The organism is Jannaschia rubra (genome assembly GCF_001403735.1).
In the GTDB taxonomy this organism is placed as follows: domain Bacteria; phylum Pseudomonadota; class Alphaproteobacteria; order Rhodobacterales; family Rhodobacteraceae; genus Jannaschia; species Jannaschia rubra.
Genome location: NZ_CXPG01000020.1, coordinates 469,439 through 495,894 on the forward strand (window position 1 = coordinate 469,439; position 26,456 = coordinate 495,894).

A 26,456-nucleotide genomic window follows, 5' to 3' on the forward strand; every position below is an offset into this window, starting at 1 on the left:
CATATAGTTGAAATTAACCCATCCCGACGTTGCGATGGGTCCGGGGTCGAGATTTCCCCTTATGGAGCAAGCCGATGGCAAATCCACTCCCAAGTTTATCCACATCGGGATCGCCGGCATGCGTCATCGTGCGGCCCTTGATCCGCCTTCGCATCCGAGGCAGCGCATCGGAGAATCGCGCGAGATGACCGAACCGACGATCCGGACGCCGCGGCAGACCGGCCCGGAGGTCATAAAGCGCTTCCTGCGCACCCTCGACGGATCGCCCGGCGTCTATCGGATGCTGGATGCGGAAAACCGCGTTCTCTACGTCGGGAAGGCGCGCAACCTGAAGAACAGGGTTGCGAACTACACCCGCTTGCAGGGCCATTCTGCCCGGATCGCCCGCATGATCCGCGAGACGGCATCGATGATGGTGCTGACGACCGGCACGGAGCTTGAGGCGCTGCTGCTGGAGCAGAACCTCATCAAGCAGCTCAAGCCGCGCTACAACGTGCTGCTGCGCGACGACAAATCGTTTCCGAACATCGAGGTCACGACCTCCCACGCCTTTCCGCAGATCCGCAAGCATCGCGGTCGCAAGGGGGACGGGCTGTACTTCGGGCCGTTCGCCAGCGCCGGGGCGGTCAACCGCGTCCTCAACCAGTTGCAGCGGGTCTTCCTGCTGCGCAACTGCTCCGACAGCGACTTCGAGGCGCGGACGCGGCCCTGTCTCAACTATCAGATCAAGCGGTGCAGCGGCCCCTGCGTCGGCCTGATCGACGCCGCAGCCTATGGGGCCAGCGTCCGGGACGCGGAGCGGTTCCTGCGGGGCGAGACAACCAGCATTCAGGAAAAGCTGGCCGCCGAAATGGAAAAGGCCAGCGAGGACATGGAGTTCGAGCGGGCCGCGGCGCTGCGCGACCGCATCAAGGCCCTGACCAACGTGCAGGCGGTGCAGGGGGTGAACCCGAAGGGCGTGCCGGAGGCCGATGTGATCGGCCTGCACATGGAGGGCGGGCAGGCCTGCATCCAGGTGTTCTTCATCCGCGCCAACCAGAACTGGGGCAACCGCGACTTCTATCCCCGCGTGGCCGAGGACATGTCGCCCGCCGAGGTGATGGAAGGCTTCATCGGCCAGTTCTACGACGGCAAGGAGCCGCCGCGGACCCTTCTTCTGTCGCATGGCGTCGAGGAGGGCGACCTGATGACGGCGGCGCTGTCCGACCGCGCCGGGCGCAAGGTGCAGATCCTGGTCCCGCAGAAGGGCGAGAAGTTCGATCTGGTGCAGGGTGCGGTGCGGAACGCCCGCGAAAGCCTGGGGCGCCGGATGTCGGAGACGGCCACGCAGACACGGCTTCTGGCCGGGCTGGCCGAGGCGTTCGAGCTGCCCGCCCCGCCGAAACGGATCGAGGTCTACGACAACTCCCACATCCAGGGCAGCTATGCGGTCGGCGCGATGATCGTCAGCGGGCCGGAGGGGCTGGAGAAATCCCAGTACCGCAAGTTCAACATCCGGGGCGACGACCTGACGCCGGGCGACGACTTCGGCATGATGTCCGAGGTGCTGACGCGGCGGTTCAAGAGGCTGCTGAAGGAAGACCCCGACCGGACCTCCGGCCTCTGGCCCGACCTTCTGCTGATCGACGGCGGCGCGGGACAAGTCAGCGCGGTCCGCAAGATCATGACCGACATGGGCGTGGGCGACATCGCGATGGTCGGTGTGGCCAAGGGCGTCGACCGCGACCATGGCAAGGAGGAGTTCCACCGCACGGGCCATCGCCCCATGGCTCTGCGGCGCAACGATCCGGTGCTTTATTTCATTCAGCGTCTGCGGGACGAGGCGCACCGCTTCGCCATCGGGACCCACCGGGCCAAGCGCGCGAAGGCCTTCGTGTCGAACCCGCTCGACGACATCGCGGGCGTGGGACCGGGCCGCAAACGCGCGCTGCTGGCACATTTCGGCAGCGCGAAGGCCGTGTCGCGGGCAGGGCTCGTCGATCTGAAGGCGGTGGACGGTATTTCCGATGCCCTTGCCGAGACCATTCACCGGCACTTTCATGAACGCGGCTAGCGGGTCCGGGCAACCCGCGCTAGAACCGCCTGCATGACCTGGACGGTACCGAACATCCTGACGGTGATCCGACTGCTCGCCGCGCCCGGCGTGGCGGTGATGTTCCTGTTCTTCGCGCGTCCCTGGGCCGACTGGTTCGCGCTCGTGCTGTTCGTCACGGCCGCCGTCACCGACTGGTTCGACGGCTATCTGGCGCGCGAATGGCAACAGGAGACGCGGTTCGGCGCCATGCTCGACCCGATCGCGGACAAGGCGATGGTGGTCATCGCGCTTCTGGTGATCACCGGCTTTTCGGGCATGAACCCCTGGATCCTGCTGCCGGCGACGATCATCCTGTTCCGCGAGGTCTTCGTCAGCGGGCTGCGGGAGTTCCTGGGCAATACTGCCGGGCTCCTGAAGGTCACGAAACTCGCCAAGTGGAAGACGACGGCGCAGATGATCGCCATCGCCGTCCTTTTCGCGCAGGGCGTATTCGAGCATTACCTGATCCTGCAATCCACCGGCATGGGCGACGACGTGCTGGACCGGGTCCTGCGGGGCGACATTCCCGACCAGCTCGGTCTCAAGTGGAAGTACATCGGAATGCAGGCGAGCTTCGTCCTCGGCACCGTCATCCTGTGGTTGGCGGCGGCGTTGACCGCGCTCACCGGCTGGGACTATTTCGTCAAGGCCAAGCCCTATCTCAAGGATCGACCGTCATGACGCTGGACGTCCTCTATTTCGCCTGGCTGCGCGAACGCATCGGTCTGGGCCGCGAGGTGATCGAGACCGAGGCGGCGACGGTGGCCGACCTCGTGGCGGAGCTTCGCACGCGCGAGGAACGCTATGCCCTCGCCTTTTCGGACATGACGACGGTGCGCTGCGCCGTCGATCAGGATCTTGTCCCCCTCGACACGCCTCTGACCGGCGCGCGGGAGGTGGCCTTTTTTCCCCCGATGACAGGTGGCTGAGGGCCCGACCCCGCGTATCGTCGTGGCCGAGGCGGATTTCGACCTCGGGACCGAGGCCGGGCGGCTCGAGGACGGCCCCGACACGGGCGCCGTCGTGACCTTCACCGGCCGGGTGCGCGACGTGCCGGGCGACGCGGACGCATCGCTCGACCACATGCTGATCGAGCATTATCCCGGCATGACCGAACGTGCCCTGACCGATATGGCCCGTCAGGCGGCCGAACGCTGGCCCCTGTCGGGCGTGACGATCATCCACCGGCACGGGCGCCTGGCCCCCGGCGACCGCATCATGATGGTCGCCACGGCGTCGCGGCACCGAGATGCCGCCTTCGACGCGGCGGCCTTCCTGATGGACTATCTCAAGTCGCGCGCCCCTTTCTGGAAAAAGGAAGTGACGGCCGACGGCGCCATCTGGGTCGACGCACGCGAAACCGACGAGGCGGCGCTGGATCGCTGGATCGACTGACCGCGCGTCAGCGGGCCGAGGCGCGGCGCAGGATCTCGGCCGCGTTCAGCCCGTCCAGATCGGCGGCATTCGGTTCCACCCCATGATGATGTCTGTGCGTGCGTCCGCGCATGCTGCGGGTCAGGTCGCGGGCCAGATCCTCACCCATCCCGGCGAGGTTCTCGGGCGAGACCAGCAGGCTCTCGGCCGGGATGCCTTCGACATAGATGATCTCATGGGCGTCGAACAGCAGATGGAAATAGTCGACGTGCCCATCCTCGTCGCGGACGATGGTGTCGCCGTTGACCAGATGCCGGGCCCGCAGCAAAACCTCCGCCCGGCCCGCCCCGATGGCATCGTGCCGCTGATAGATGAACAGCCGGTGGTCGGGCGACAGCCGCAGGTCGTTCGTGTTGTTGAGCGCGCCGGCCGCGATCACCACCGGCGCGTTGGAGCCTTCGGCCCGCACGGTCTGCGTGCCGATCCAGCGGACCGGCTGCGCCCCGTTGTCGCGGGTCAGGACGCGGTCGCCCGGCGCCAGATCCTCGACCCGGACCTGAAGCCCGTTCGCCATCGTGACCCGCGTGCCGCGCGCGAAACTGACCTGCGAGACATGTCCCAATTCGCCCGCGACCGGTTTGGACGCGATGAGTGTGTACTCGTCCGACGATGACAACGGACCCAGCGGCAGGGCCAGTCGCGCCCCGCCCACGTCGAGCACCAGAACCTCGACCGTGGCCCCCCGCTCGCCCATGATCTGGTGACGCGCGAGCGGCAGGACGGCCTGCCCGGGGACGCCAACCGATGACCCGCCGGTCACCGCCATACCCGCGCCTTGTCGGGCGATCACGAGTTCCCGCGACACCGATCCGGGACGGAGGACATAGACGTCGCCTGCCACGACATCCCCCATCCCACCCATGGGGTCGCCCATCAGCGCGCCGGTTTCAACGCGGAGCGCATCGGCCGGGTAGACCATGCAGCGGCTGAGGCCGGTGCGGGGGGACGCGGAACTTGCCATACGCGCAGTATGCGCCCGAAAGCCGGGCGAAAACAGGGCAGGCGCGGTCCCGTGGCGGCCATAGTTCGCCCACGCGCGGATCATTGCCGGTGATCCCCGCGTCGCCCGGTGCTAGGTCTGCGGGGACAATCAGGGGAGGTAGCGATGGATCTGGGAATCAGGGGCAAACGGGCGCTGGTCTGCGCTTCGTCCAAGGGGCTGGGGCTGGGCTGTGCCGCCGGCTTGGCCGAAGCGGGGGTGGATCTGGTGATGAACGCGCGCGGGGCCGATGCGCTGGAATCCGCTGCCGAAGACCTGCGGGCGCGTCACGGCGTCCGCATCGTCACCGTCGCCGCCGACATCACCACGGCCGATGGCCGGGCCGAGGTGCTGGAGGCCGCAGCCTCGCCCGACATCCTGATCACCAATGCGGGCGGCCCGCCGCCGGGCAACTGGTCCGACTGGGACCGCGACGATTTCATCGCGGCGCTGGATGCCAACATGTTGACGCCCATCGCGCTGATGAAAGCCTGCCTGCCCGCGATGATGGACCGGGGCTGGGGCAGGGTGGTCAATATCACCTCGCAATCGGTCAAGGCGCCGATCGCCGCACTGGGCCTGTCGAACACGGCGCGCACGGGTCTCACCGGTTATGTCGCGGGGACCGCGCGGCAGGTGGCGCCGTCGGGGGTGACGATCAACAACCTGCTGCCGGGCATTCACGCGACCAGCCGGGCCGACAGCCTGGACCGGGGCGTGGCCGAGGCGCAGGGATTGTCGCTGGAAGATGCGCGGGCACAGCGCGAGAAGACGATCCCCGCGCGGCGCTACGGCACGCCGGAGGAGTTCGGCGCGGCCTGCGCGTTCCTCTGCTCCCGGCACGCAGGGTTTATCGTGGGGCAGAACGTCCTGCTGGACGGGGGCGCGACGAACGCAACGATCTGAGGCGGAGAAGCGTCAGGGCGGCCACGAGAACGGCCGCACCCACGGCCAGCATCCCTACGAGGGTCGCCCCGTCGCGCACCGTCACGGCGATCAGCGCCCAGACCACCGCCGCTCCGTACATCAGCGACGGCCGGGCACGCAGCAGGACGACGGTGATGGCGAGGGCCAGGGCCAGCATGGCGACCGACCAGCCCACCGGACCGAAGGGTGGAATCGCGAAACCGATAAGCAGCGTGCCGAGCGACACGCAGGACGCCGCCGTCAGCCATCCGGCGTAGAGGCCGACCGGCGCGCGAAGCAGCCAGAGGTCGCGCTGCGGCGTGCGGATCAGCCCGGCCAGCGCCGCGGCCAGCATCGCCCAGATAAGCACCGTTGCCCAGAGCGGCGACACCAGCGCCACCGGCAGCCAGACCGAGCCGATGCCGATGCTGATGATGAGTGGCAGGCGTGTCGCGTCCCACTCCGCGTCGAGATCGCGCCGGATGAGCCCGAACCCCGCCATCACGATGAGCCAGAGATAGATCACCCCCCACAGCGCAAAGGCGTAGCCCGCGGGCAGGATCGGGGGGTCCTGTTCCAGGGCCGGGAACTGCGACGGCTCGTAGCCGCCGAAGCCGGGGACCATGAGGGGCGAGGCCGCGAAGGCCAGCGCCACGACGAGGAGGAGGACGGCTTTGATCTTCATCCCCCGGACCTAGGCCGGCCGTTCGTCGGGCCAAGGGGCGCCGCGCGGGCGCCTCCGCCGCGTCATTCGGTCCAGCGGACTTCCGACAGGTCGTTCGCCTGCGTCGGCGCATTCTCCCAAAGCCCTTCCAGACGTGCATCGGCCACGCCGGTCTTGGCAAGCTGGAACAGGAAGGCGTTGACGTGGTCGTCCGCGATCATCTCCTGCGCCTGCTGCAGGAGGGCGCTGCGCTCGGCCGGGTCGGTGGCGGTCTCGGCGTTCTCCATCAGGGCCTGGAACTCCGGGTTGTCGTACTGGAAATAATAATCCGGCCGGGCATAGATGTTGATGTCCATGGGTTCGGTGTGGCTGACAATGGTCAGGTCGAAGTCCTTCCCCTTGAAAACCTGCTCCAGCCATTGCGCCCATTCGAGGTTCGTCACCTCGGTCTCGATCCCGACCTCGCGCAGCTGGCTCGCCACGATCTCGCCGCCCCGACGGGCATAGCTGGGCGGCGGCAGGGCCAGGCGCAGCTTCAGGTCGCTCGCCCCCGCCTCCTCCAGCAGGGCGCGGGCCCTGTCGGGGTCATGGGGCGCCCGGCCGGTCAGATCGACGTAGTCGGGGTTGTGGGGGGCGAAATGGCTGCCGATGGGGGTGCCATAGCCGAACATGGCGCCGTCGATTATTTCCTGCCGGTCGACGGCGCGGGCGATGGCCTCGCGGATGCGCGGATCGGTGACGACGGCGTTGTTGATGGCCAGGATCGTCTCGCCCTCGGTCGATCCGACGATGACGGTGAAGCGCGGATCCGCTGCAAAGCTGCTCAGCGTCTCGGGGGCGGGAAAGTTCGGAAAGGCATCGATGTCGCCTGCCATCATCGCCGAAAAGGCCGCATTGGGATCGGAGATGAACCGGAACACCGCGCTCTCCAGCGCCGGTGCCTCGCCCCAGTAGTCGTCGTAGCGCGTCAGTTCCACCCGGTCGCCCTGCACCCAGTTGGCAAAGCGGAACGGGCCGGTGCCCACGGGATCGGTCGCGTTCGTCTCTGCGCTTTCGGGCGCCACGATCACCGCATCGCCCCACGCCAGGTTGAAGCCAAGGTTTCCGTTGGGCGCGCCGAGTGTGATGCGGACGGTCTGGGGGTCGACGGCCTCGACCGTCTCGATCCCCTCGAACAGGGCCTTCTGCGCGTTGACGGAGTCCTCCGCCCGCGCCCGGCCGAGCGAGAAGACCACGTCGTCGGCGTCCATGGAGGTGCCGTCATGGAACGTCACGCCCTCGCGGAGGTGAAATGTCCAGACGGTGCCGTCTTCGGACACGTCCCAGCTTTCGGCGAGGCCGGGCTGGATCGAGCCGTCGGGGCCGAAGCGGGTCAGCCCCTCGAACACGTTGGCATAGACGACCTCGTCGATGGCGGCGGCGGCGCCTGCCGTGGGGTCGAGGTTCGGCGGCTCCAGCACCATGCCGATGGCGATGTCCGTCTGTTGGGCCATCGCGGTTGTGGTCATCAGCGCAAGCGCCGCGGCGGTTCTGAGCAGCATGTCGGTATCCTCCCCCGTTGTCGGCGCCACGTTAGGCGCGGGGACGGGCGGGGGGCAAGCGTCCGATCCTCAATCGAGGATTGCGGGAAAGGCTTCGCACAGGTCGCGCAGCACGCAGGTCGGGCAGAGCGGCGCCCGCGCGCGGCAGGTCCGCTTGCCATGGGTCAGGAGGAGCAGGTGCCCGTCCGACAGAAATCCGTCCGGGATGCGCGCTTCGAGCGATGCGGCCGTCTGCGCCTCGGTCTTGCCATGGGCCAGGCCCGTGCGGTTGCAGACGCGGTGAACGTGCGTGTCGACGGCCACGGTGTCCTGACCGAAGGTGAAGTGCAGCACGATGTCCGCGCATTTCCGGCCCACGCCCGGCAGCGACATCAGCCCCTTGCGCGTCTGCGGAACGGTCCCGCCGTGCTCGTCGATCAGCGCACGGCACATCCGGCGCAGGTTGCGCGCCTTGACGTTATAAAGCCCGGCGGGACGGATCGCGTCGACGATCCGCTCCTCAGGCAGGTCGAGGATGCCTTGCGGCGTATCGGCCAGCGCGAACAGCGCCTTCGAGGCGGCCGCCGTGTTGCGGTCGAGGCTCTGCGCCGACAGCAGGCAGGACACGACCGACCGGAACGCGTCGCGACCGCCCTTGGCCTGCGGTTTGGGCGCATCGGGCAGTTCGGCGCGCAGCCGTTTCATCAACTCGAACCGTTGGTCTTCGTCCAGCATCCCGCCTCAGCTAGCACCGTGGCCTATCGCGTCGAGATAGGTCCGAACGGCGGTCTGGACATGGCGAAACCGGTCGCCGCCCAGATGCTTGCCGCCGAACCATCGCGTCACCACGACGACATGATTGCGCAGCCCCTCGCGCTCCAGCATCCGCAGGATCACCATGCCGGCACCCGCCTCGCCGTCGTCGGCCTTGACCGGGCCGTTCGCGCCGATAAGCGCCCAGGTATTGTGCGTGGCGCGCGCGAACTTCTTGTCGCCGCAGAGGTCGCGCACCAGATCGCGGGCCGCATCGGCGTCGTGAGCCGGGCCGCCCGTCACGGCATAGCGGCTGCCCCGGTCGTTGATGTCGAGGTGGATCGTCCGCACACCTCAGCCCAGCAGGTCGTGCAGCGCCAGCGCCATGACCTGCCCCGACTGCACCATGTCCCGCACCCCGATCCATTCGTCCGGCTGATGGGCGAGGTCGAGGATGCCCGGCCCGTAGGCGATGCAGTTCCTGAGCCGCCCGATCCGGTCGATGTGCTTCTGGTCGTAGGTTCCGGGGCTGACGACGAATTCGGCCGACTTGCCCAGGACGCGATGCACCGCGTCCTGCACCGTGCGGACGACGGGGGCGTCCTGCGCGGTCATGGTGGGCAATACCTCGAACAGATCACGGATCTCGTAGCGGAAATCGGGCCGGACCGCGCGGATACGCTCCATCATCGCCACGACCTCGGCCTTCACCTCGGCGATGTCCTCCTCGATCAGGAAGCGGCGGTCGATAGTCAGGATGCAGCGATCGGGCACGCAGGCGGAGGGCAGGCCGGTGTAGTCGGCCTCCTGCACCGGCTCGCCGCCATGTATCGAATTGAGGTTCATCGTCGAGGACCGCGCGCCTTCGGGCACGACGGGCATGTCGGTACGTCGCCCGGCGAGCACCGGAAACAGCGTCCGCGCCATCTCGTCCAGCACGGCGCCCATGTGACGCACCGCGCAGTCGCCGAGAAACGGCATGGAGCCGTGGGCGATGTGGCCCTTCGTCTCGATCTCGGCCCACCAGACGCCCCGGTGGCCCAGGCATATGCGATCCTTGTTGAGCGGCTCGGGAATGATGACATGCTGCACGCGGTCCGGGTCGAAGAAGCCCTTCTCGGCCAGATAGGCCACGCCGCCGAAGCCGCCCGATTCCTCGTCGGCGGTTGCGGAAATCTCGATGGCGCCGCGGAACCCGGGGGTCAGGGCGGCGAAGGCCTCGGCCGCGACGATGGAGGTGGCGATGCCGCCCTTCATGTCGCAGGCGCCGCGCCCGTAGACCCGGCCTCCGGCCAGTTCGCCGCCGAAGGGATCGCGCGTCCAGCCGTCGCCCACGGTGACGACGTCGTGGTGCCCGTTGAAGTGGACGCAGTCGCCGGGGCCGCCACGCCCCTCCAGCCGGCAGACGACGTTCCAGCGCGGATGGCTTTCGCTGTCTCCGATGGCGCCTTCGGCCCGGATCAGGCGCACGTCCCAGCCCTGCGCCTTCATCCGGGCGCCCACCAGATCGCAGATGTCGCGGTAATGCAGGCCCGGCGGGTTCAGCGTCGGAATGCGGATCAGCTCCTGCGTGAGCGACACGAGATCGCCTTCGCGCCGTTCGATTTCCGCAAGCAACGCATCCATGGCCGTCCCCTTTTTCACGCTTAGGTCCTTCGGGGAGGCACCATGGTCCGAAACCGCGCCGGACGCCAGTTGGCCGGCCGCGGCCTCCGGAGCCGACGGCGCTTGATCTTGCCCCTCGGATCGGCCCCTATCGCACCGTCGAACGGGGAACGGGGGAGCCGACATGGGACGTGTTGGCAAAGGGGATGGAATGGCCAGCCCGTCGGTCAGGGCATGGGGTTGAGCGTCTGGGCGCCCGTCATCGGCCTCGCGCTGGTTTCCTGGGTGGTGCCATGGCTCTGGTCGAGGATCCTGCCCGAAGGGGTGGGCTGGCTCCTGGTCATCGGCCTTCTGTCCACCGCGGTGCTCGCACTGGTTTCGGCGGTGGGCTTCTATGTCCTCTACGGCGAGGCGGGGGCGACCGTCCTGCGCGGCGCGCCGCTGCACTTCGCCCTGCTGTCCGCCAAGTCGGGCCTGCTCTGGGGGCCGGTGATGGTGCTGTCGCTGGCGAACCTGCCGCGTGGCTGGAAGACGATGAAGTGGTGAGGTCGCCGTCCGACGGCTCGTCTCCGGACCCGATGCGGGGTATGATCCCCCAGGGTCGGGTATTCGGTCAAGGGGACGCGATGGCACTGCTCAAGCTGACGATTCCGGTGCTGGCGGGACTGACCGTGATCTACTGGTGCCTGACCATGTGGTTCCGCGCCGGCGAGCGGCAGCGGCTGGAAGCCCGGTGGGAGCGCGACCGCCCGCCCCTGCCGCAGCACACCTATGTGCGGAACGGCATCCGCGACTATGACGCGGGGCTGCGGCGCCGGCTGGTGCTGGGGGTCTATGTGGTGCCGATCGCCTGCCTCGCCGTGCTGATCTATGCGATCAACGCGACCTGACGGGACGCTCAGGGCCGGTCGTTTTCCGGTGGTTTTTTTACCCCGAGCTTGATGTGCGCATCCGGGTCGATGCGGGTCGGCGGCCAGAGCGGCACGCCCGAGCGGAAAGCCGCGCGCCCGATCATGTGCGCGCCGACGGGCGCCGTCAGCAAAAGGAAGACCACGATGGCCACCGCCCGCGCGACGGTGGAGGCATCGCCGAACCCCGCCGCCACCGCCAGCATGATGAGGCCCGAGGCCAGCGTGCCGGCCTTGGCCGTCGCGTGCATGCGGATCAGCACGTCCGGCAGGCGCAGGATGCCAAGGCCCGCCACGAAGGCGAAGAACCCGCCCGACAGGACGCAGACCGACATGAAGATCTCCAAGATCACGGCCCCTCCTCCGGCGGGTGGTCCGCGCGAAGCAGATCCTCCGGCGCGGGCCTGCGCCGCTTGCGCTCCACGAACCGGGCCAGCGCGACCGTGGCCAGAAACCCGATGAGCGCCAGCACGACCGCCACGTCGAGGAACGCGGTCGACCCCGCGTCGATGGCGAACAACCCGCAGAAGGCCACGATCAGCACCGTCATCGTATCGAGCGCGACCACCCGGTCGGGCAGCGACGGCCCCTTGATGAGGCGGACCATCGCCAGAAGGACCCCCGCCATCACCATGACGAAGGCGATCTGGACGCAGATGTTCAGGATCGGCATTTGCTCGGTCAGGGTCGGGGACATCATTCCAGCGCCTCCCGCACGCGGCGCTCGATTCCGTTCTCGATCTGGCGGGCGATGGCCTTGGGGTCGTCGGCGAACATGGCGTGGACCACCAGGGTGTTGCAATCCTCGGTCACGTCGAGGCTGAGCGTGCCGGGGGTCAGCGAGATCAGGTTCGTGACCAGCAGCACCTCCGCCTCGCCCCGCGCCTTGAGCGGGATGCAGATGATACCCGGCCGGGCGCGGTGACGAGGGGTCAGGACGTCGCGGGCGACCTGGAACGAGGAGACGACCAGTTCGTAGTGAAACAGGACGAGGAGCCTGATCCAACGGTAGACCCGCACGAAATAGCCCCCGCCCCGGTTCTCGAACAGGGGCTGCACCAGCCAGAGCGCGCCGAACCCCACGGCAAAGCCGATGGCGAGGCCCGGCAGGGTGAACTGCCCCGTGAGCGCCGCCCAGGCCAACGCGAGCAGGAGGTTCAGCAGGAACAGGCTCATGACCTCTCTCCCAGAACGGCGGTCAGATAGGCGGTCGGGTCAAACAGTTCCTCGGCTGCGCGAGTGGCTATCCGCAGGAACGGCTCGGGGAACAGGCCGATCGCCACGGTCAGCGCCGCCAGCCCCGCGATGGGGACGAGCAGCGCGACCCGATCCCCCGGCGGCAGCGACGACAGGCGCGGCACGACGGCGCCCGGATGCGGCGCCCAGAACGCGCGGCCCCAGATCTTGGTCATCGAATAGATCGTCATCAGCCCGACGGCCAGCGCGATGCCCGCGACGACCCACATCCGCAGATCCATCGCAGCGGCCACGAGGACGTATTTCGCCCAGAACCCCGACAGCGGCGGAAATCCGGCGAGCGAGAACGCCGGGATCAGGAACAGGAACGCCAGAACCGGCGCCCCGCGATAGAGGCCCCCGATCCGGTCGATCTCGGTATCGCCGGCGATCCGCTTGACCACGCCCGCGACGAGGAAAAGGTTGGCCTTCACGATGATGTGGTGGACGAGGTAGAAGACCGCCCCCGCCAGCGCCAGGGGCGTCAGAAGCGCGAGCCCCAGCACCATGTATCCGATCTGGCTGACGATGTGGAACGACAGGATGCGGCGGAAGTCCGATTGTGCCGCCGCACCCAGGACCCCCGTCACCATGGTGGCGCAGGCGACCCAGAGCAGGAGCCCGTGGGTGAAGCCCGTGTCCTGCGTGAAGACCAGCGTGAACATCCGCATCATCGCGTAGACCCCCACCTTGGTCAGCAGGCCCGCGAAGACCGCCGAAACCGAGAAGGCCGGGGTATGATAGGCGGCGGGCAGCCAGAAGAACAACGGGAAGACCGCGGCCTTTACCCCGAAGCCCACGAGGAACATGCAGGCGATCACGGTCACGAGGCCCTCGTCGGCCCCGGCCACGGCATAATGCAGGTCCGCGAGGTTGAGCGTGCCCGTGACCCCGTAAAGGAGCCCGATGCCCGACAGGAACAGCACCGTCGAGATGAGGTTCAGGGTCACGTACTTGATGCCCGCGTCCATCTGCACCCGCCGTCCGCCCATGACCAGCAGGCCGAACGAGGAGATCAGCATGACCTCGAACCAGACGTAGAGGTTGAACAGGTCCCCCGTCAGGAACGCCCCCGTGACCCCCGCGATCAGGACCTGGAACAGGGTGTGATAGCCCAGGTCCTCCATCTCGGCCGTGATGTCCGACAGGGCGTAGACGCTGACCGCCAGTGCGGTGATGCCGGTGATGACGACCATGACGGCCGAGAGCGTGTCGGCCACCAGCGTGATGCCGAAGGGCGCGGGCCAATTGCCCATCTGCGCGGCCTGCGGCCCCTCGGCCAGCACGCGCACCAGCAGGATCGACCCCGCGACCAGCATGACAGCGGAGCCCGCGACCGAGATCCAGCGTCCTTCGCGCCCGCCGCGGAACAGGAACGCGAGGATCGCCGTGGCGAAGGCGATCAGGATGGGGGCCGGCAGCAGAAGGGCGGTCAATCGCGACCCTCCGGCTCGGCCAGGCGCATCCGGTCGGAGTCGAGCGTGCCCATCGTCTGATAGCTGCGGTAGATCAGGATCAACGCGAAGGCGAACAGGCCGAAGCCGATGACGATGGCCGTCAGCACCAGCGCCTGCGGCAGCGCGTTCGCCACGTCGGGCGGCGGTGCCTTGAGCCCCTCGGGGACGAGCGGCGGCGCCTCGGGCGTCAGCCCGCCGGAGGCGAAGATCAGCAGGTTCGCCGCGTTCGAGACCAGCACGAGACCGAAGAGGAAGCGCAGCACGTCGCGCGCCAGCATCAGGTAGACCGCCGCCGAGACCAGCGCGCCGACCATGAGGGCCATCAGGAACTCCATGTCAGACCTCCTCCTCCAACGCGAAGACGATGGTCAGAACGGCGCCGAGCACCACGAGGTAGACCCCCAGGTCGAACAGCAGGATCGTCGACAGCGGCAGGCCCTTCTCGCCCTCCGCCCCGCCGAGGAACAGCCACTGCCCGGTAAAGATCGCATCGCCGGCCAGAAGGCCCGCCACCCCCGCCAGAAGCGCCACGCCCAGCCCCGCGACCGCGATGGACCGGGGATCGGCCCGCAGCGCGCCCCGCGCGGCCGCGCAGCCATGGGCGATGGCATAGAGGATGAACCCCGTCGCGCCGATCAGCCCGCCGATGAAGCCGCCGCCCGGTTCGTTGTGCCCGCGCAGCAGCATGAAGATCGAGAACACCAGCAAGAGGCCTACGAGAACCCGCGTCGCCGCCCGGACGATGAGAGACGTCATGGCCGTGCCCCCCGCGTGCCACGCAGCACCGCCCATGCGCCGAGGGCGGCGACGGCGACCACCGCGATCTCGCCGAAGGTATCGAGCGCGCGGAAGTCGACCAGGATCACGTTCACGATGTTGCGCCCATGGGCGAGGGGCACCGAGGCCGCTTCGAAGAAGGCGGTGAGGCGCAGGTCCAGCGGCGTCGCCATGACCGCGATCAGGATCGTCGCGGTCAGCCCGCCGATGGCGAGCGCCAGCACCGCATCCCAGGCCCGCGGCCGGGTGTTCATGTCCCGCCCGAGGTGCGGCAGCTTGAGCATGGCGACCGCGAACAGGACGACCTGGAGAACCTCGATCAGAAGCTGGGTGATGGCGACGTCGGGTGCGCCGAACATGATGAAGATCAGCGCGACCCCGATGCCCACCACCCCGAGCGCGGCCACCGCGGTCATACGCGATCTGGTGAAGGCGGTCAGCAGGGCGCCGGCCATGATGAAGATCAGGACGGACCAGTGCTTGGCCCTCAGGTCGTCGAAATCGGGCGCGGCCAGCGTGACTTCCGCCCGCCAGAGCGCGACGGAGAGGACCGCCGCGAGGGTCGCGAAGGTCACGAAGATGTAGCGCCGGAGCCGTCCCGTCTGGATCGCGCCCGTCAGCGCAGTCGACCCCGCCGCCACCAGGTCCATGAGCCGATCCCACCCCGGATCGAACAGCTTGGGCGTGCGCGAGAGCCCGGCCCGGAGCCGCGCGTGGGACAGATAGAGCGCAAACCCCGCCGCGAAGGTCAGAAGCGACAGGACGAAGGCCGCATTGACCGTTCGGAACAGGTAGAGGTCCACCTTGGCCGCCACGCCGAGGACGGCCGCCGTTGCCGGGCGCACGAGCGGTTCGGCCAGGTCCGGCATGATGCCCAGGGCAAGCCCCAGGAGCGCCAGCACAAGCGGCCCGGCCAGCATGGGCCAGGGTCCTTCGTGCGGGGCCGTGGGCGTGTCCGCGGGCTTGCCCATGAAAGGTCGCCAGGCCACGATCCCCGCGGCCGCGAACATCAGGGCCGAGGCCGCGAAAGCGCATCCCGTGACCCAGAGCCGTCCGACGTCGAGGTCGAGCGCGGCCTTGTAGAGGAACTCCTTGCCGACGAACCCGAACAGGGGCGGCACCCCCGCCATGGACAGGGCCGCCAGCATCGCGGCGACCATCGTCACCGGCATCGCCCGGCCGAGGCCGCGCAAAACCCGCGCATCCCGCGTGCCCGTGCCGTGGTCCACGACCCCGATCATCAGGAACAGCGCAGCCTTGTAGAGGCTGTGGACCACGAGGAAAGCCATCGCCGCCTGGACGGCGTATTCGGTACCGACACCTATGAACATGATGAGCGTGCCGAGAGCCATGAGCGTCGTGTAGGCCAGCACCTGCTTGATGTCGGTCTGCCGCAGCGCCATGACCGAGGCGAAGACGGCGGTGACGCCCCCGAACAGGACCAGCGTCCAGAACCACGGGTCGGTCCCGCCCAGCGACGGGTTCATCCGCGCCAGAAGGTAGACGCCACCCTTCACCATCGTGGCCGAGTGGAGATAGGCGCTGACCGGGGTGGGGGCGGCCATGGCGTTGGGCAGCCAGAAGTGGAACGGCACCTGCGCCGACTTGGTGAAGGCGCCGGCCACCACCAGCAGGAAGATCGGCAGGTACAGGGGATGCGAGGCCAGCGGCTCTCCGATGCCCGAGATGTCGAAGGTGCCGGCCGCCATGCCGATGAGGATGATGCCCGCGAGGAACGCCAGACCCCCCGTGGCGGTGACGAGCAGCGCCTGAAGCGCGTTGCGCCGCGCCGTGCCGCGGTCGGCGTCGAAGCCGATCAGCAGGTAGCTGGAGATCGTGGTGACTTCCCAGAAGACGAACAGCGACAGCAGGTTGTCCGACAGCACGAGCCCCAGCATCCCGCCCATGAAGGCGAGGATGTAGCAGACGAACCGGCCATAGTCGCGATGCCCGCCGAGATAGGACGTGGAATAGAGCGTGACCAGCGCCCCGATCCCCGTGATGAGGAGCGCGAAGGTCAGCGACAGCCCGTCGAGCAGGACGCCGAGCCCAACTTCAAGCGAGGGGACCCAGTCGATGCGGTAGACGACCGTGCCGCCCGCCGCGATCTCGGGCAGGAATTGCAGGAACCAGCCGAACAGCGCCAGCGGCACGGCGACCGAGATCAGCCCCGCGGGCCGGGTCAGAGCGCGGCTGTCTGTCTGTGTCGCGGCCATCGGCCCCCCTTTGGAGTTCGGTGAGAGACATAACAGGGCGGGTTGATTGTTCAATACATCCGTTGTCATATATTCGATAGTCAACACCTATCGGAACCGCCATGCCGACCCTGCAACAATTCCGCTATCTCGTGGCGGTCGCGGAAACGCTCCACTTCCGCAAGGCCGCCGAGAGCGTCCACGTCACCCAACCCACCCTGAGCACCCAACTGCGCGAGCTGGAGGAGAAGCTGGGCGTCCAGCTTGTCGAGCGGTCGCGCTCCGGCGTGACGCTGACCCCTGTGGGGTCGCAGGTCGCCGCCCGCGCGCGGGGCGTGCTGCGTGACGTGGCCGATATCGCGGCGCTGGCGCGCAGCGGGTCCGACCCGTTGGCGGCGACGGTGCGGGTGGGGGTCGTGGGTTCGCTCGGCAGCTACTTCCTGCCGCTGGTCATCCCGGCGCTGCACGCCCGCTTTCCCGACCTGAAGTTCTATGTGCGCGAGGGCACCGCCACCGACCTGCTGGGGCGGCTGCGGGACGGGACGCTCGACCTTTTGTTCTTCCCCACGCCCGTCGAAGGCGCCGACCTGCATGTCGAGCCGCTGTTCCACGAGCCGCTTCTGGTTGTCCTGCCGGTGGACCATCCGCTGTCGGCGCACGATGTCGTCGACCGCGCCGCGTTGAGGGGCGAGACGGTGATGACGCTGGAAGCCGGGCACCGGCTGCACGATACGGTCGCCGCCCTTTGCGAGGAGACGGGCGCGCGGCTGTCGCTCGATTACGAGGGGACGTCGCTCGATACGCTGCGGCAGATGGTGGCGACGGGGCTCGCGCTGTCGGTACTGCCTGCGCTCTACGTCCGCTCGGAGGTCGCGCGCGAGGCGCTGGTGACGGCGCGGCCCCTGTCGGACCCGGCGCCGGGGCGTGACATCGGCATCGTGTCGCGCAAGACGGCGGCGCAACGGGCCGCCTTCGGCAGGCTTGCCGCGACCATCCGCGACACGCTTGCCGCGACGGCGCCGGAAGTGCGGGTCATCGACCCGGACTGATCGGGGCGTCAGGTGCCGAAGGGGATCCAGATCGTCTGCGTCTCGGTCGCATGGGCGAGCCAGGGACCGGGATCGTGCGCCGCCCAGTCGCGGCCGCGACCGTGGTTCACCCAGGTCCGTTTCAGGTCGTGCGCCGCCTCGCGCTCAATCGTGCCCGAGATGTCGACCGAGGAAAACGACCAGACCGCATCGACGTTCGCGTGCCCGGCCATCTGCGCGGCAAGATCCTCGTGGCCGCCGGTCAGGATGTTGACCACCCCGCTGGGCACGTCGGACGTGTCGAGCAGTTGGTAGAAGTCGGTGGCCGTCAGCGGCGCCCCCTCCGGTGCGACCAGCACAAGGCGATTGCCCATGGCCAGCGCCGCGCCGACGATCTGCGCCAGACCCGAGAGCGGCGCCTCCTCCGGTGCGAAGGCCCCGATGACGCCGACCGGCGTGTTGAGCGCCAGCGCCAGCCCCCCGATGGGCACGCCAAGCGTCCGCCCGTCGTGCTTGTCGGCCCAGGCGGCCCAGCGGAACAGGTTGCGGACGGCTCGTTCGGCCTCGCCCTTGCCGCCGGTCTGGGCGGTAAGCCGGGCGTCGAACTCCGCCGCGCGGGCCGACAGGTTCTCGGCCAGGTAATAGAGGATCTGCGCGCGCATGTGTCCCGTGCTGCGCGACCAGGAGGCGGCGCCGGCGGCCGCCTCGACCGCGTTGCGAAGGTCCTTGCGGTTGGCGATGCCCACCTCGCCCACTGGCCCCTTCGGGCCCGCCACGAGGCGGGTATAGCCGCCGTCGGGGCGCGCCTGCTTGCCGCCGATGTACATCTTGGCGGTGCGGTCGATGGCATCGGAAGGCGCGACGTCCGCGTCGAAGGTGCGCCGGGGGCCGAGCTTCGCAGCCGCCGCAGGCCGCACATAGGCGCGTAGGCCAGCAATGCCGCCTTCGCGGCCGAAGCCCGATTCCTTCATGCCCCCGAAGGGTGCGGCGGCATCCAGCATGTTGGCGCCGTTGACCCAGACGACCCCCGCCCGGATCTTCGGCGCGGTGTCCAGCGCCACGTCGATGTCCTGCGACCAGACCGATCCGGCGAGGCCGTAGCGCGTGTCGTTGGCAAGTTGCACCGCCTCGGCCGGGGTGCGGAAGGTGGTCATGGCGAGGACGGGGCCGAACACCTCCTCCTGCATCAGGGGGTCGGCGCCGTGCAGGTCCGTCACCAGCGTCGGCGGCAGGAAGCAGCCCTCCGGTGCCGATCCGCGGTGGACGGTGCCCGAGGTGCGCGCCAGCAACGCCTCGACCCGCGCCTTGTGCTCGGGATGGACGAGGGCGCCCATGTCCACCGCCTTGTCGAGCGGATCGCCCACGCGGATGCGCGCCATGCGGTCCTTCAGCCGCGCCGTGAAATCGTCGGCGATCCCCTCCTGCACCAGAAGGCGCGCACCGGCGCAGCAGACCTGCCCGCCGTTGAACCAGATCGCGTCGATCAACCCCTCGATCGCGCCGTCGATGTCGGCATCCTCGAAGACGACGTAGGGGGACTTGCCGCCCAGCTCCAGCGTCAGGCCCATGCCGCGCCCTGCCGTCGCGCGCCGCAGGATGCGCCCCACCTCGGTCGAGCCGGTGAAGGCCAGCTTGTCGATCTCGGCCGCGACCAGCGCGGCGCCTGTGTCGCCGTCACCCGTGACGATGTTGACCACGCCCGGCGGCACGCCGGCCGCGTCGCAGACGTCGGCGAAGGCCAGCGCGGTGAGCGGCGTCCATTCGGCGGGTTTCAGGACCACCGTGTTGCCCATCGCCAGCGCCGGCGCGATCTTCCACGACAGCATCAGGAGCGGAAAGTTCCACGGCACGATCTGGCCGCAGACGCCCCAGGGCTCCGCATCCGGCAAGGTCTCGGCGCGCAATTCGGCGTGGCCCGCATGGTGATAGAAATGCCGCGCGGCCAGCGCCACGTCGATGTCGCGCGACTCGCGGATGGGCTTGCCGGTGTCCAGCGTTTCCAGCACCGCGAAAAGGCGCGCATGTTTCTGCAAGCCCCGCGCGATGGCATAGAGGACGCGCGCGCGGTCATGGTCCGGCGTCGCCGCCCAGCCCTTCGCGGCCTTGCGCGCCGCCTTGACCGCGGCCTCCACGTCGGCCGGCGTCCCCTGTGTCACCCGCGCCAGTTCCGCGCCGGTGGCCGGGTTCATTGTGGCGAAGGTGTCGCCCGGTGACAGCCGCTTGCCGCCGATGAAATGGCCGAAGGTCCGGCCATGGGCGTCGAGCCAGGCATCCGCTTCGGCGCGGCTTTCGGGGGCGGGGCCCCAGTCCATGCTCTCGAATATCTCGGCCACGGTCATTTTGCGCCTTCTTTGCTTGTCCAGTTTCCCAAGGAGCGCGAGGGGCCGGCCCCTGACCCCCGCCCGTCAGCCGACCGCATGCCGGTAGGCGGCCGAATACCGCCCCGTCACATGATGTTCCAACTGCCGCTCGATATCCCCCAAAAGGGACGAGGCGCCGAAGCGGAACAAGTCGGGGCGCAACCAGCGGTCCCCCAACTCGTCCTTCAGAAGCGCCAGATAGGTGATCGCATCCTTCGCCTTGCTCACGCCGCCCGCGGGCTTGTAGCCCACCTTGAAGCCGCTCATCGCCTCATAGGCCCGGATCGCCCGCATCATGGTGAGCGAGACGGGCAGGGTGGCGTTCACCGCCTCCTTCCCTGTGGAGGTCTTGATGAAGTCCGATCCCGCCATCATAGCGACGAGGCTGGCCTTCATCACGTTCTTGAGCGTCCCCAGCTCCCCCGTCGCGAGGATCGCCTTCATGTGCGCGTCGCCGCAGGCCGCTCGCATCTGCGCCGTCTCGTCATAAAGTGCCGCCCAGTCGCCGGTCAGGACGTGGCGGCGCGAGATGACGATGTCGATCTCGTTGGCCCCGGCCGCGACCGACCGCTCGATTTCCCGCAGGCGGAGGTCGAAGGGCGACAGTCCGGCGGGGAAGCCGGTCGAGACGGCCGCGACGGGCAGCCGCCCGTCCAGCGCCTCGACCGCCACGGGCACCATCTCGTGATAGACGCAGACCGCGCCCACCGTCAGGTCGGGCAGGCCGATTGCTTCCAGGATGTCGGGGCGTACCGGCGACAGTGCCTTGGCGCAGAGCCTGCGGACCCGGCCCGGGGTGTCGTCCCCCGACAGCGTGGTCAGGTCGATCATGCTGATCGCGCGGGCGAGCCAGGCCGCCTGCCACTCCTTCTTGAGCGACCGCCGTGCCGGGATCGTGGCGGCCCGGCGCAGGGTCGCGGGCGTGTTCACGCGGACGGCTGCGACCAAGGCGGGGTCGAAGGGCAGGCCGGCGTTCCGGGGCAGGGCGTGTGAAGTCACAGGCGGTCCGTTGCTGGAAGGAGGACATCGGCAAAAACCGTGACATGGGGTCCGGCCGAGTGCAACCGTGCCCATGCGGCGCCTCCGGCCTCGGGGAGCGGTCCGGCCGCGCCGATGGGTCAGCGATAACGGTCGAAGTCGGAAAAGCTGCCGGTCACGCGGATCTCGCCCAGCGTATCGCTCAGGTCCTGCGCCAGATGGCGGGTGGCGGCGGCCACTTCCTCGAACAGGAAGTTCCCGGTGACGATGACGGCGACGGTCAGGATCGCCCAGTCGACGAGGACGGCGCCGCGCTCATCGGCGAGGAAGGACCCAATCGGGATGCGGTGAGCCATACTGGCACCGCCTGTCCCGGCCAAATCCGACCGGATTGTGGTTCCCTCAGTCGGAAGTGCGGATGATTTTGGCGAACTTTTCGAAGATCGCGCTGGACCCGGCGACGACGTGCCCGTCTTCGAGCAGGGTCTGACCCTCGCGGATCGGCTCGCAGAAACCGCCTGCCTCGCGTACGAGCAGGATGCCGGCGGCAATGTCCCAAGGCTTGAGCCCGCGTTCCCAATAGCCGTCGTAGCGCCCGGCCGCGACATAGGCGAGGTCGAGCGATGCCGCCCCCCACCGGCGCACCCCCGCGCAGACCGGCAGGATGCGGCCAAGGTCGCGCAGGGCCGCCGGAAGATACTTGTTACCCGCGAACGGCAGGCCGGTGGCATGCACCGTCTCGATCATCGACGTGCGGCCCGACACACGCAGCCGCACCCGTCCGTCGAGCCAGGCGCCGGTGCCCTTCTCGGCCCAGAACAGCTCGTCCTTGACCGGGTCGTAGACGACCGCCGACGTCACCTCGCCCTTGTGTTCGAGCGCGATGGACACGGCCCAATGCGGCATTCCGTGGAGGAAATTCGTCGTCCCGTCCAGCGGATCGACGATCCAGCGGCGGGTGGGGTCCTTGCCTTCCACGGGCTCCGACTCCTCGGCCAGCCAGCCGTAGTTCGGGCGCGCCTCGGTCAGTTCCTCGCGGATGATCTCCTCGGCCTTGCGGTCGGCGCGGCTGACGAAGTCGCCGGGGCCCTTGGAGGAGACCTGAAGGTTCTCGACCTCGCCGAAATCCTTGACCAGCGACCGGCCGGCCTTGCGCGCGGCCTTGATCATCACGTTGAGGTTGGCACTGCCTTGCATCGGTCCGCTCCATTCGGTCAGGCCGGGCGTCTAGCGCGGGATGGCGCGCGGGTGAAGGGGAAAGACAGGGGCCCGCCGCTTCGGCCTTTGCGTTAACCGTCCGTTTACCACTGGCTGGCTAGCTGGATGCGACATCGAACGGCAGGGCGGACAGGCAGTGAAGACACCATCCCTCGACCTGGCAAGGCTGCGCGACCGGGTGCTGGAGCGTCTGCCGGGAAAATCCGCGCCGCCCGAGATTCCCGTCTATGCGGCGCCGGAGCCGACCGCCGCGCGCGGGTTCGCCGAAGCGGCGCAGGGCGGGTTGGCGGACCTTGAGGCGCGGATACCGCCGATGGGCACCCCTACGGAGCCCGCTTTCGCCCCCCGCTGGCAGAAGACCGACCGCCTGTCGCCCGAGGCGAGCGCGGGCGGCGGTCTGGTGCGCGGCGCCGATGGCAATGCGCGGCCCCACTACTGGGGGCACCGCGAACGGCTGCGGGCGCGGTTCCTGACCGGGGGGCACAAGCCCATGCCGGAGTACGAGTTGCTGGAGCTTCTGCTGTTCAACGCGATCCCCCGCATCGACGTGAAGCCCCTGGCCAAGCGTCTGCTGGCGGCCTTCGGCGACCTGAACGGCGTCGTCGCCGCCTCCGAGCGCAACATCCTGCGGATCGACGGGGCGACCGACAAGGTCTGGCTGCAACTCCGGATAGCCGAGGCCTTCGCCCATCGCATGGGCCAGGCCAAGGTGCTGAACCGCGAGGTGCTGTCGTCCTGGTCAGACGTGGTTTCATACTGCCGTACCACCATGGCCCACCGCGACACGGAGCAGTTCCGCATCCTGTTCCTCGACCGCAAGAACGTCGTCATCGCCGACGAGGAGCAGGCGACAGGCACCGTCGATCATGTGCCCGTCTACCCGCGTGAGGTGGCGCGCCGGGCGCTGGAGCTGAATGCAAGCGCTCTCATCCTGATTCACAACCATCCGTCGGGCGATCCGACTCCCAGCGGCGCGGACCTCGACATGACGCGGCGCATCGTCGCGTCCTGCGGCGCGCTCGACATCGTGATCCACGACCACATGATCATCGGTAAGGATCAGGAGGTGTCGTTCCGGGCGCTTGGCCTTATCGACGACCCTGTCGCGGGCTGACCGGACCGATCAGGCGGACGCGTCCTGACGCTGAAGTTTCAGCGGCTCGGTCCGCATCAGACGCAGGACATGGGCCATGAAGGGCCGCGCCGCATCCGTCTCGCGCACCGCCGCATAGAGCCTGCGGGTCAGCCCGCCGGCGGTCAGCGGACGGGTGACGTAGTCGGCGTTGTATCGCACCTCGCGCACCACCCAGTCGGGCAGGACCGAGACACCCCGGTTCGACGCCACCAGCAGCAGGATGACGGCCGTCAACTCCACCTGCCGGATCGCGGCGGGTTCCACCCCAGCGGGCGTCAGGAGCTGGCTGAAGACGTCGAGCCGGGCGCGGTCGACGGGATAGGTGATGAGGGTCTCGCCCGCGAAATCCTGCGCCTCGATATGGTCGCGGGCCGCGAGGGGATGGCTGGCGGAGGCGAGGAAGACCGGCTCGTAGTCGAAGAGCGGCGCGAACTCGACGCCCGGCAGCTTCTCGGGGTCGGAGGAGACGACGAGGTCGATCTCCTCCTTCTGCAATGCCGGCAAGGCCTGGAACTGGAGACCGGGGCGAATATCCACGTCGACGTCCGGCCAGGCGCGGCGGAACTGTTCCAGCACGGGAAACAGCCATTCGAAGCAGGCGTGACACTCGATGGCGATGTGCAGCCGCCCGGTCTTGCCGGTCTTGATGCCGGCGAAATCCTGCTCGACCGCCTCGACCTGCGGCAGAACCTGTTCGGCCAGCCGGAGCAGGCGCTGACCGGCGGCAGAAAGGGTCATGGGGCGCGAGCGACGGACGAACAGCTCGACCCCGATCTGATCCTCGAGGTTCTTGACCTGATGCGACAGGGCCGACTGGGTGATGTTCAGCCGATCCGCCGCGCGCGCGAGCCCGCCGCATTCGCTGATGGCACGGATTGTCCGCAGGTGTCGGAATTCGAGATGCAGCTTCGGGGCCATGTCTTTCGCAACCTGCCTCATGTTGATCTTGAAGATTATGAGCCTGTCTCACGAAACCCGATTGCGGCACAAGGGTTCAACGCCAGAGGAATCGCATCATGCCCAGCCGCAAGCCCACCGTCTCGTTCGAGTTCTTTCCGCCCAAGTCGCTGGAAGGCAGCTTCCGCCTGTGGGACTGCGTCAGCACGCTGGCCCCGCTGGGGCCCGAGTGGGTGTCGGTCACCTACGGCGCCGGCGGCAGCACGCGGGAGTTGACGCGCGAGGCGGTCGCAACGCTGGGTCGACAGTTCGACCTGCGGGTGGCGGGGCACCTGACCTGCGTCGATGCCAGCCGCGAGGAGACGATGGAGGTCGCGCGCGGCTTCCGCGAGGCGGGCGTCACCGACATCGTGGCATTGCGGGGCGATGCGCCGAAGGGATCCGAAGGCTTCGTCGCCCACCCCGACGGCTTCGCGGATTCGGTCGAGCTGATCACCGCGCTGGCAGGCAACGGCTTCAACGTGCGCGTGGGATGCTATCCGGACGTGCACCCGGAGGCCGCGTCGGCAAAGGCGGACATCGACTGGCTGAAGCGCAAGATCGACGCGGGCGCGTCCGAGGCGATCACGCAGTTCTTCTTCGACGCCGAGACCTTCCTGCGGTTCCGCGACCGCTGCGTGGCCGCCGGGATCGACGCGCCGATCGTGCCCGGCATCCTGCCGATCGAGAACTGGAAGAACGCGTCGCGCTTCGCCGCCAGTTGCGGCGCCGTCATCCCCGACGATCTGGCGGCAGCGTTCGAGGTGGCGACCCGTGACGACCGCGCCGACCTTCTGGCCATCGCGCAGGCCGCCGAACTGGCCGATACGCTGATCGGCGAGGGCTGCGGACACCTGCACTTCTATACGCTGAACCGGCCCGAGTTGACGCGTGACGTCTGCGTGGCGCTGGGTCTGGCCGCCCGACCGGCGCTGAGCCAGGTCGCCTGACGGGGCTTTCGGAGCGGAGGAGTCGGCTCTAGGGTCGACGCCGACCGCTGCGAGAGATTGCCCATGACGCCGACCGCCAGCCGCATTGCCGACAGTTTCGCCCTTCAAGGCATGATGCGGACCTTCGGCGCCGTGCTGGAGCATGTGGGCGATGGCGTCGTGCGGATCGCCTGCGACGTGACCCCCGCGACGAGCCAGCAGCACGGGCACGGCCATGCCGGCTTGACGTTCAGCCTGGCGGATTCGGCCGCTGGTTACGCGGCGCTGACGCTGATCGACCCGGAGTTCGAGGTGGTGACCTCCGAATTCCGCATATCGCTGCTCGCCCCCGCGCGGGGCCGGCTGGTGGCGGAGGGGCGGGTGATCCGGCCCGGACGGCGTCTGATCGCGGTGGCGGCAGACGTATTGGGGCCGGACGGCACCCATGTCGCCACCGCGCTCGGCACGATGGTGCCCGTCCGGTCCTGACCGGAGCCGTCAGCCGCCGTCGCGGACCGCCTCGACCATCTCCTGCAGCTGGTCCGCATCGACCAGTCCCGGCGCACGCATGTCGCCGATGACGAAGCTGGGCGTGCCCGAAAAGCCGAGGGACTGGGCCAGCTCCATCGAGGTGTCGATATGGGCCTGCACCTCGGGCGCCTCCATGTCGGCGCGCAGCCTGTCGGTGTCGAGGCCGATCCCGTCCGCGATCGCCATGACGGATGCTTCGTCCAGACGCCCGGTCGCGCCCATCAACGCCTCGTGGAACTCCGCGTAGCGATCCTGTTCCCGCGAAGCGAGGGCCGCCTTGGTGGCGAAGACGGAGGCTTCGCCCAGGATCGGCCATTCGCGGTAGACGACGCGAACCTGATCGTCGGCATCGAGCAGCCTGGCGACCTCGCCGCCCGCGCGACGGCAATAGGGGCAGTTGTAGTCGAAGAACTCCACCACGGTGACATCGCCGTCGGGGTTGCCAAGCACGGGGGCGTTCGGGTCGCGCTCCAGCCTGTCGCGGCTGTTGCCCAGCGTGGCCTGCGCCTGTGCCTCGGCTTCTTCGGCGTCGCGCTGCTGCAGGATTGCGACGGCCTCCATCACGACCTGGGGGTTCTCCAGGATGGCCTCGAGCGCAAGTTCCTTGATCCGGGCGTCCGAAACGTCCTGGGCCGCTGCGGGCAGGACCGTCAGGGCCAGGGTCGAGGACAGCAGAAGGGGGGTGAGGGCACGCATTCGGGGCTCCTGATCGTCGCGGGTCGGCGGCAGGGTGACGTGCCGCGCCGCCCGGCGCAAGGCAGGGCGGCAGTCACGTTCGCGTCAAGGGGTCGCGGGGGTCTCGCCCAAGGCGCGCGGCTGGCTTAAAGGGTGGC

The 26,456-nt window shown here is 68.6% G+C and carries 30 protein-coding genes; 11 read left to right on the plus strand and 19 right to left on the minus strand.

All coding sequences use genetic code 11. The annotated features are described in order from the left end of the window. Positions 1 to 184: 184 nt before the first annotated feature. The 4 genes from uvrC to JAN5088_RS11965 are packed head-to-tail and all read left to right on the plus strand — an operon-like array spanning position 185 to position 3,469. Positions 185 to 2,053: an excinuclease ABC subunit UvrC gene (uvrC, locus tag JAN5088_RS11950; RefSeq protein WP_055683339.1), complete on the plus strand. Its 1,869-nt coding sequence runs from the start codon at positions 185 to 187 to the stop codon at positions 2,051 to 2,053. Between the two features lie 33 nt (positions 2,054 to 2,086). Then, positions 2,087 to 2,755: a CDP-diacylglycerol--glycerol-3-phosphate 3-phosphatidyltransferase gene (pgsA, locus tag JAN5088_RS11955; RefSeq protein ID WP_055683032.1), complete on the plus strand. Its 669-nt coding sequence runs from the start codon at positions 2,087 to 2,089 to the stop codon at positions 2,753 to 2,755. After that, positions 2,752 to 3,003, plus strand: coding sequence for a molybdopterin converting factor subunit 1 (gene moaD / locus JAN5088_RS11960; RefSeq protein WP_055683033.1), 252 nt, complete (start codon positions 2,752 to 2,754; stop codon positions 3,001 to 3,003). Before pgsA ends, moaD begins: the two co-directional genes overlap by 4 nt. Next, entirely contained in the window at positions 2,996 to 3,469 is a 474-nt protein-coding gene (locus JAN5088_RS11965; RefSeq protein ID WP_055683034.1) for a molybdenum cofactor biosynthesis protein MoaE, read from the plus strand. The genes moaD and JAN5088_RS11965 overlap by 8 nt, the downstream gene beginning before the upstream one ends. Before the next feature lie 7 nt (positions 3,470 to 3,476). Here JAN5088_RS11965 and JAN5088_RS11970 read toward each other — a convergent pair whose 3' ends face one another. Further along, positions 3,477 to 4,553 carry a Hint domain-containing protein gene (locus tag JAN5088_RS11970; RefSeq protein WP_082429979.1) on the minus strand — a complete coding sequence of 359 codons (1,077 nt, stop codon included), beginning with the start codon at positions 4,551 to 4,553 and terminating at the stop codon, positions 3,477 to 3,479. A gap of 60 nt (positions 4,554 to 4,613) precedes the next feature. Here JAN5088_RS11970 and JAN5088_RS11975 point away from each other — a divergent pair, with 60 nt between their 5' ends. After that, the gene (locus JAN5088_RS11975; protein ID WP_055683036.1) at positions 4,614 to 5,393 is read left to right on the plus strand and encodes an SDR family oxidoreductase; all 780 of its coding nucleotides are present in this window, start codon (positions 4,614 to 4,616) and stop codon (positions 5,391 to 5,393) included. Here JAN5088_RS11975 and JAN5088_RS11980 read toward each other — a convergent pair. From JAN5088_RS11980 to JAN5088_RS12000, 5 genes are all read right to left on the minus strand, one after another. Continuing rightward, positions 5,338 to 6,078 (minus strand): TspO-related membrane protein, encoded by a 741-nt coding sequence (locus JAN5088_RS11980; RefSeq protein WP_055683037.1) that lies wholly within the window; start codon positions 6,076 to 6,078, stop codon positions 5,338 to 5,340. The genes JAN5088_RS11975 and JAN5088_RS11980 overlap by 56 nt on opposite strands. Positions 6,079 to 6,140: 62 nt before the next feature. Continuing rightward, the gene (locus tag JAN5088_RS11985) at positions 6,141 to 7,598 is read right to left on the minus strand and encodes an ABC transporter substrate-binding protein (RefSeq protein ID WP_055683038.1); all 1,458 of its coding nucleotides are present in this window, start codon (positions 7,596 to 7,598) and stop codon (positions 6,141 to 6,143) included. A 69-nt stretch (positions 7,599 to 7,667) separates the two neighbouring features. Continuing rightward, positions 7,668 to 8,312 (minus strand): endonuclease III domain-containing protein, encoded by a 645-nt coding sequence (locus tag JAN5088_RS11990; protein ID WP_055683039.1) that lies wholly within the window; start codon positions 8,310 to 8,312, stop codon positions 7,668 to 7,670. A 6-nt stretch (positions 8,313 to 8,318) separates the two neighbouring features. Beyond that, on the minus strand, positions 8,319 to 8,681 hold the full coding sequence (locus JAN5088_RS11995) for a YigZ family protein (RefSeq protein ID WP_055683040.1): 363 nt from the start codon (positions 8,679 to 8,681) through the stop codon (positions 8,319 to 8,321). Positions 8,682 to 8,684: 3 nt separating this feature from the next. Further along, a complete protein-coding gene (locus tag JAN5088_RS12000) occupies positions 8,685 to 9,956 on the minus strand; it encodes an acetylornithine deacetylase/succinyl-diaminopimelate desuccinylase family protein (RefSeq protein ID WP_055683041.1) in 1,272 nt (423 codons plus the stop codon). 219 nt (positions 9,957 to 10,175) lie between these two features. Between JAN5088_RS12000 and JAN5088_RS12005 the strand changes: the two genes are divergently transcribed. Further along, positions 10,176 to 10,481, plus strand: a complete 306-nt coding sequence (locus JAN5088_RS12005; RefSeq protein WP_233489774.1) for a hypothetical protein — start codon at positions 10,176 to 10,178, stop codon at positions 10,479 to 10,481. 80 nt (positions 10,482 to 10,561) lie between these two features. After that, entirely contained in the window at positions 10,562 to 10,825 is a 264-nt protein-coding gene (locus JAN5088_RS12010) for a hypothetical protein (protein WP_055683043.1), read from the plus strand. 8 nt (positions 10,826 to 10,833) lie between these two features. Here JAN5088_RS12010 and mnhG read toward each other — a convergent pair whose 3' ends face one another. The 7 genes from mnhG to JAN5088_RS12045 are packed head-to-tail and all read right to left on the minus strand — an operon-like array spanning position 10,834 to position 16,529. Next, complete coding sequence (mnhG, locus tag JAN5088_RS12015; RefSeq protein WP_055683044.1) at positions 10,834 to 11,196, minus strand: monovalent cation/H(+) antiporter subunit G; 363 nt, start codon at positions 11,194 to 11,196, stop codon at positions 10,834 to 10,836. Beyond that, positions 11,193 to 11,543: an MrpF/PhaF family protein gene (locus JAN5088_RS12020; RefSeq protein WP_233489775.1), complete on the minus strand. Its 351-nt coding sequence runs from the start codon at positions 11,541 to 11,543 to the stop codon at positions 11,193 to 11,195. Before JAN5088_RS12020 ends, mnhG begins: the two co-directional genes overlap by 4 nt. Next, the gene (locus JAN5088_RS12025; RefSeq protein WP_055683045.1) at positions 11,540 to 12,019 is read right to left on the minus strand and encodes a Na+/H+ antiporter subunit E; all 480 of its coding nucleotides are present in this window, start codon (positions 12,017 to 12,019) and stop codon (positions 11,540 to 11,542) included. Before JAN5088_RS12025 ends, JAN5088_RS12020 begins: the two co-directional genes overlap by 4 nt. Beyond that, positions 12,016 to 13,515 (minus strand): Na+/H+ antiporter subunit D, encoded by a 1,500-nt coding sequence (locus tag JAN5088_RS12030; protein WP_055683046.1) that lies wholly within the window; start codon positions 13,513 to 13,515, stop codon positions 12,016 to 12,018. Before JAN5088_RS12030 ends, JAN5088_RS12025 begins: the two co-directional genes overlap by 4 nt. Then, positions 13,512 to 13,871, minus strand: a complete 360-nt coding sequence (locus tag JAN5088_RS12035) for a Na+/H+ antiporter subunit C (protein WP_055683047.1) — start codon at positions 13,869 to 13,871, stop codon at positions 13,512 to 13,514. The genes JAN5088_RS12030 and JAN5088_RS12035 overlap by 4 nt, the downstream gene beginning before the upstream one ends. 1 nt (position 13,872) lies before the next feature. After that, the gene (locus tag JAN5088_RS12040; protein ID WP_055683341.1) at positions 13,873 to 14,292 is read right to left on the minus strand and encodes a Na+/H+ antiporter subunit B; all 420 of its coding nucleotides are present in this window, start codon (positions 14,290 to 14,292) and stop codon (positions 13,873 to 13,875) included. Continuing rightward, complete coding sequence (locus JAN5088_RS12045; RefSeq protein WP_055683048.1) at positions 14,289 to 16,529, minus strand: putative monovalent cation/H+ antiporter subunit A; 2,241 nt, start codon at positions 16,527 to 16,529, stop codon at positions 14,289 to 14,291. Before JAN5088_RS12045 ends, JAN5088_RS12040 begins: the two co-directional genes overlap by 4 nt. Positions 16,530 to 16,630: 101 nt before the next feature. Between JAN5088_RS12045 and JAN5088_RS12050 the strand changes: the two genes are divergently transcribed. Further along, a complete protein-coding gene (locus JAN5088_RS12050) occupies positions 16,631 to 17,557 on the plus strand; it encodes a LysR substrate-binding domain-containing protein (protein ID WP_055683049.1) in 927 nt (308 codons plus the stop codon). Positions 17,558 to 17,565: 8 nt separating this feature from the next. On the opposite strand, the gene JAN5088_RS12055 is transcribed toward JAN5088_RS12050, so the two are convergent. The 4 genes from JAN5088_RS12055 to JAN5088_RS12070 form a co-directional block, all read right to left on the minus strand. Then, positions 17,566 to 19,875 carry an aldehyde dehydrogenase family protein gene (locus tag JAN5088_RS12055; protein ID WP_055683050.1) on the minus strand — a complete coding sequence of 770 codons (2,310 nt, stop codon included), beginning with the start codon at positions 19,873 to 19,875 and terminating at the stop codon, positions 17,566 to 17,568. Between the two features lie 66 nt (positions 19,876 to 19,941). Further along, positions 19,942 to 20,895 (minus strand): deoxyribose-phosphate aldolase, encoded by a 954-nt coding sequence (gene deoC / locus JAN5088_RS12060; protein ID WP_055683051.1) that lies wholly within the window; start codon positions 20,893 to 20,895, stop codon positions 19,942 to 19,944. Positions 20,896 to 21,014: 119 nt separating this feature from the next. After that, entirely contained in the window at positions 21,015 to 21,230 is a 216-nt protein-coding gene (locus tag JAN5088_RS12065) for a hypothetical protein (RefSeq protein WP_055683052.1), read from the minus strand. 46 nt (positions 21,231 to 21,276) lie between these two features. Beyond that, positions 21,277 to 22,071 carry an inositol monophosphatase family protein gene (locus JAN5088_RS12070; protein ID WP_055683053.1) on the minus strand — a complete coding sequence of 265 codons (795 nt, stop codon included), beginning with the start codon at positions 22,069 to 22,071 and terminating at the stop codon, positions 21,277 to 21,279. A 334-nt stretch (positions 22,072 to 22,405) separates the two neighbouring features. Between JAN5088_RS12070 and radC the strand changes: the two genes are divergently transcribed. Then, the gene (gene radC, locus JAN5088_RS12075; RefSeq protein WP_082430012.1) at positions 22,406 to 23,206 is read left to right on the plus strand and encodes a RadC family protein; all 801 of its coding nucleotides are present in this window, start codon (positions 22,406 to 22,408) and stop codon (positions 23,204 to 23,206) included. A 9-nt stretch (positions 23,207 to 23,215) separates the two neighbouring features. Here the strand turns inward: radC and JAN5088_RS12080 are convergent, their stop codons facing one another. Beyond that, on the minus strand, positions 23,216 to 24,133 hold the full coding sequence (locus JAN5088_RS12080) for a LysR family transcriptional regulator (protein ID WP_055683343.1): 918 nt from the start codon (positions 24,131 to 24,133) through the stop codon (positions 23,216 to 23,218). A 110-nt stretch (positions 24,134 to 24,243) separates the two neighbouring features. Here JAN5088_RS12080 and metF point away from each other — a divergent pair, with 110 nt between their 5' ends. Together metF and JAN5088_RS12090 are read left to right on the plus strand one after the other, a co-directional pair. After that, positions 24,244 to 25,113: a methylenetetrahydrofolate reductase [NAD(P)H] gene (metF, locus tag JAN5088_RS12085; RefSeq protein ID WP_055683054.1), complete on the plus strand. Its 870-nt coding sequence runs from the start codon at positions 24,244 to 24,246 to the stop codon at positions 25,111 to 25,113. A gap of 63 nt (positions 25,114 to 25,176) precedes the next feature. After that, positions 25,177 to 25,581 carry a PaaI family thioesterase gene (locus JAN5088_RS12090; RefSeq protein WP_055683055.1) on the plus strand — a complete coding sequence of 135 codons (405 nt, stop codon included), beginning with the start codon at positions 25,177 to 25,179 and terminating at the stop codon, positions 25,579 to 25,581. 9 nt (positions 25,582 to 25,590) lie between these two features. Here the strand turns inward: JAN5088_RS12090 and JAN5088_RS12095 are convergent, their stop codons facing one another. After that, entirely contained in the window at positions 25,591 to 26,319 is a 729-nt protein-coding gene (locus JAN5088_RS12095; protein ID WP_055683056.1) for a DsbA family protein, read from the minus strand. Positions 26,320 to 26,456 lie beyond the last annotated feature (137 nt).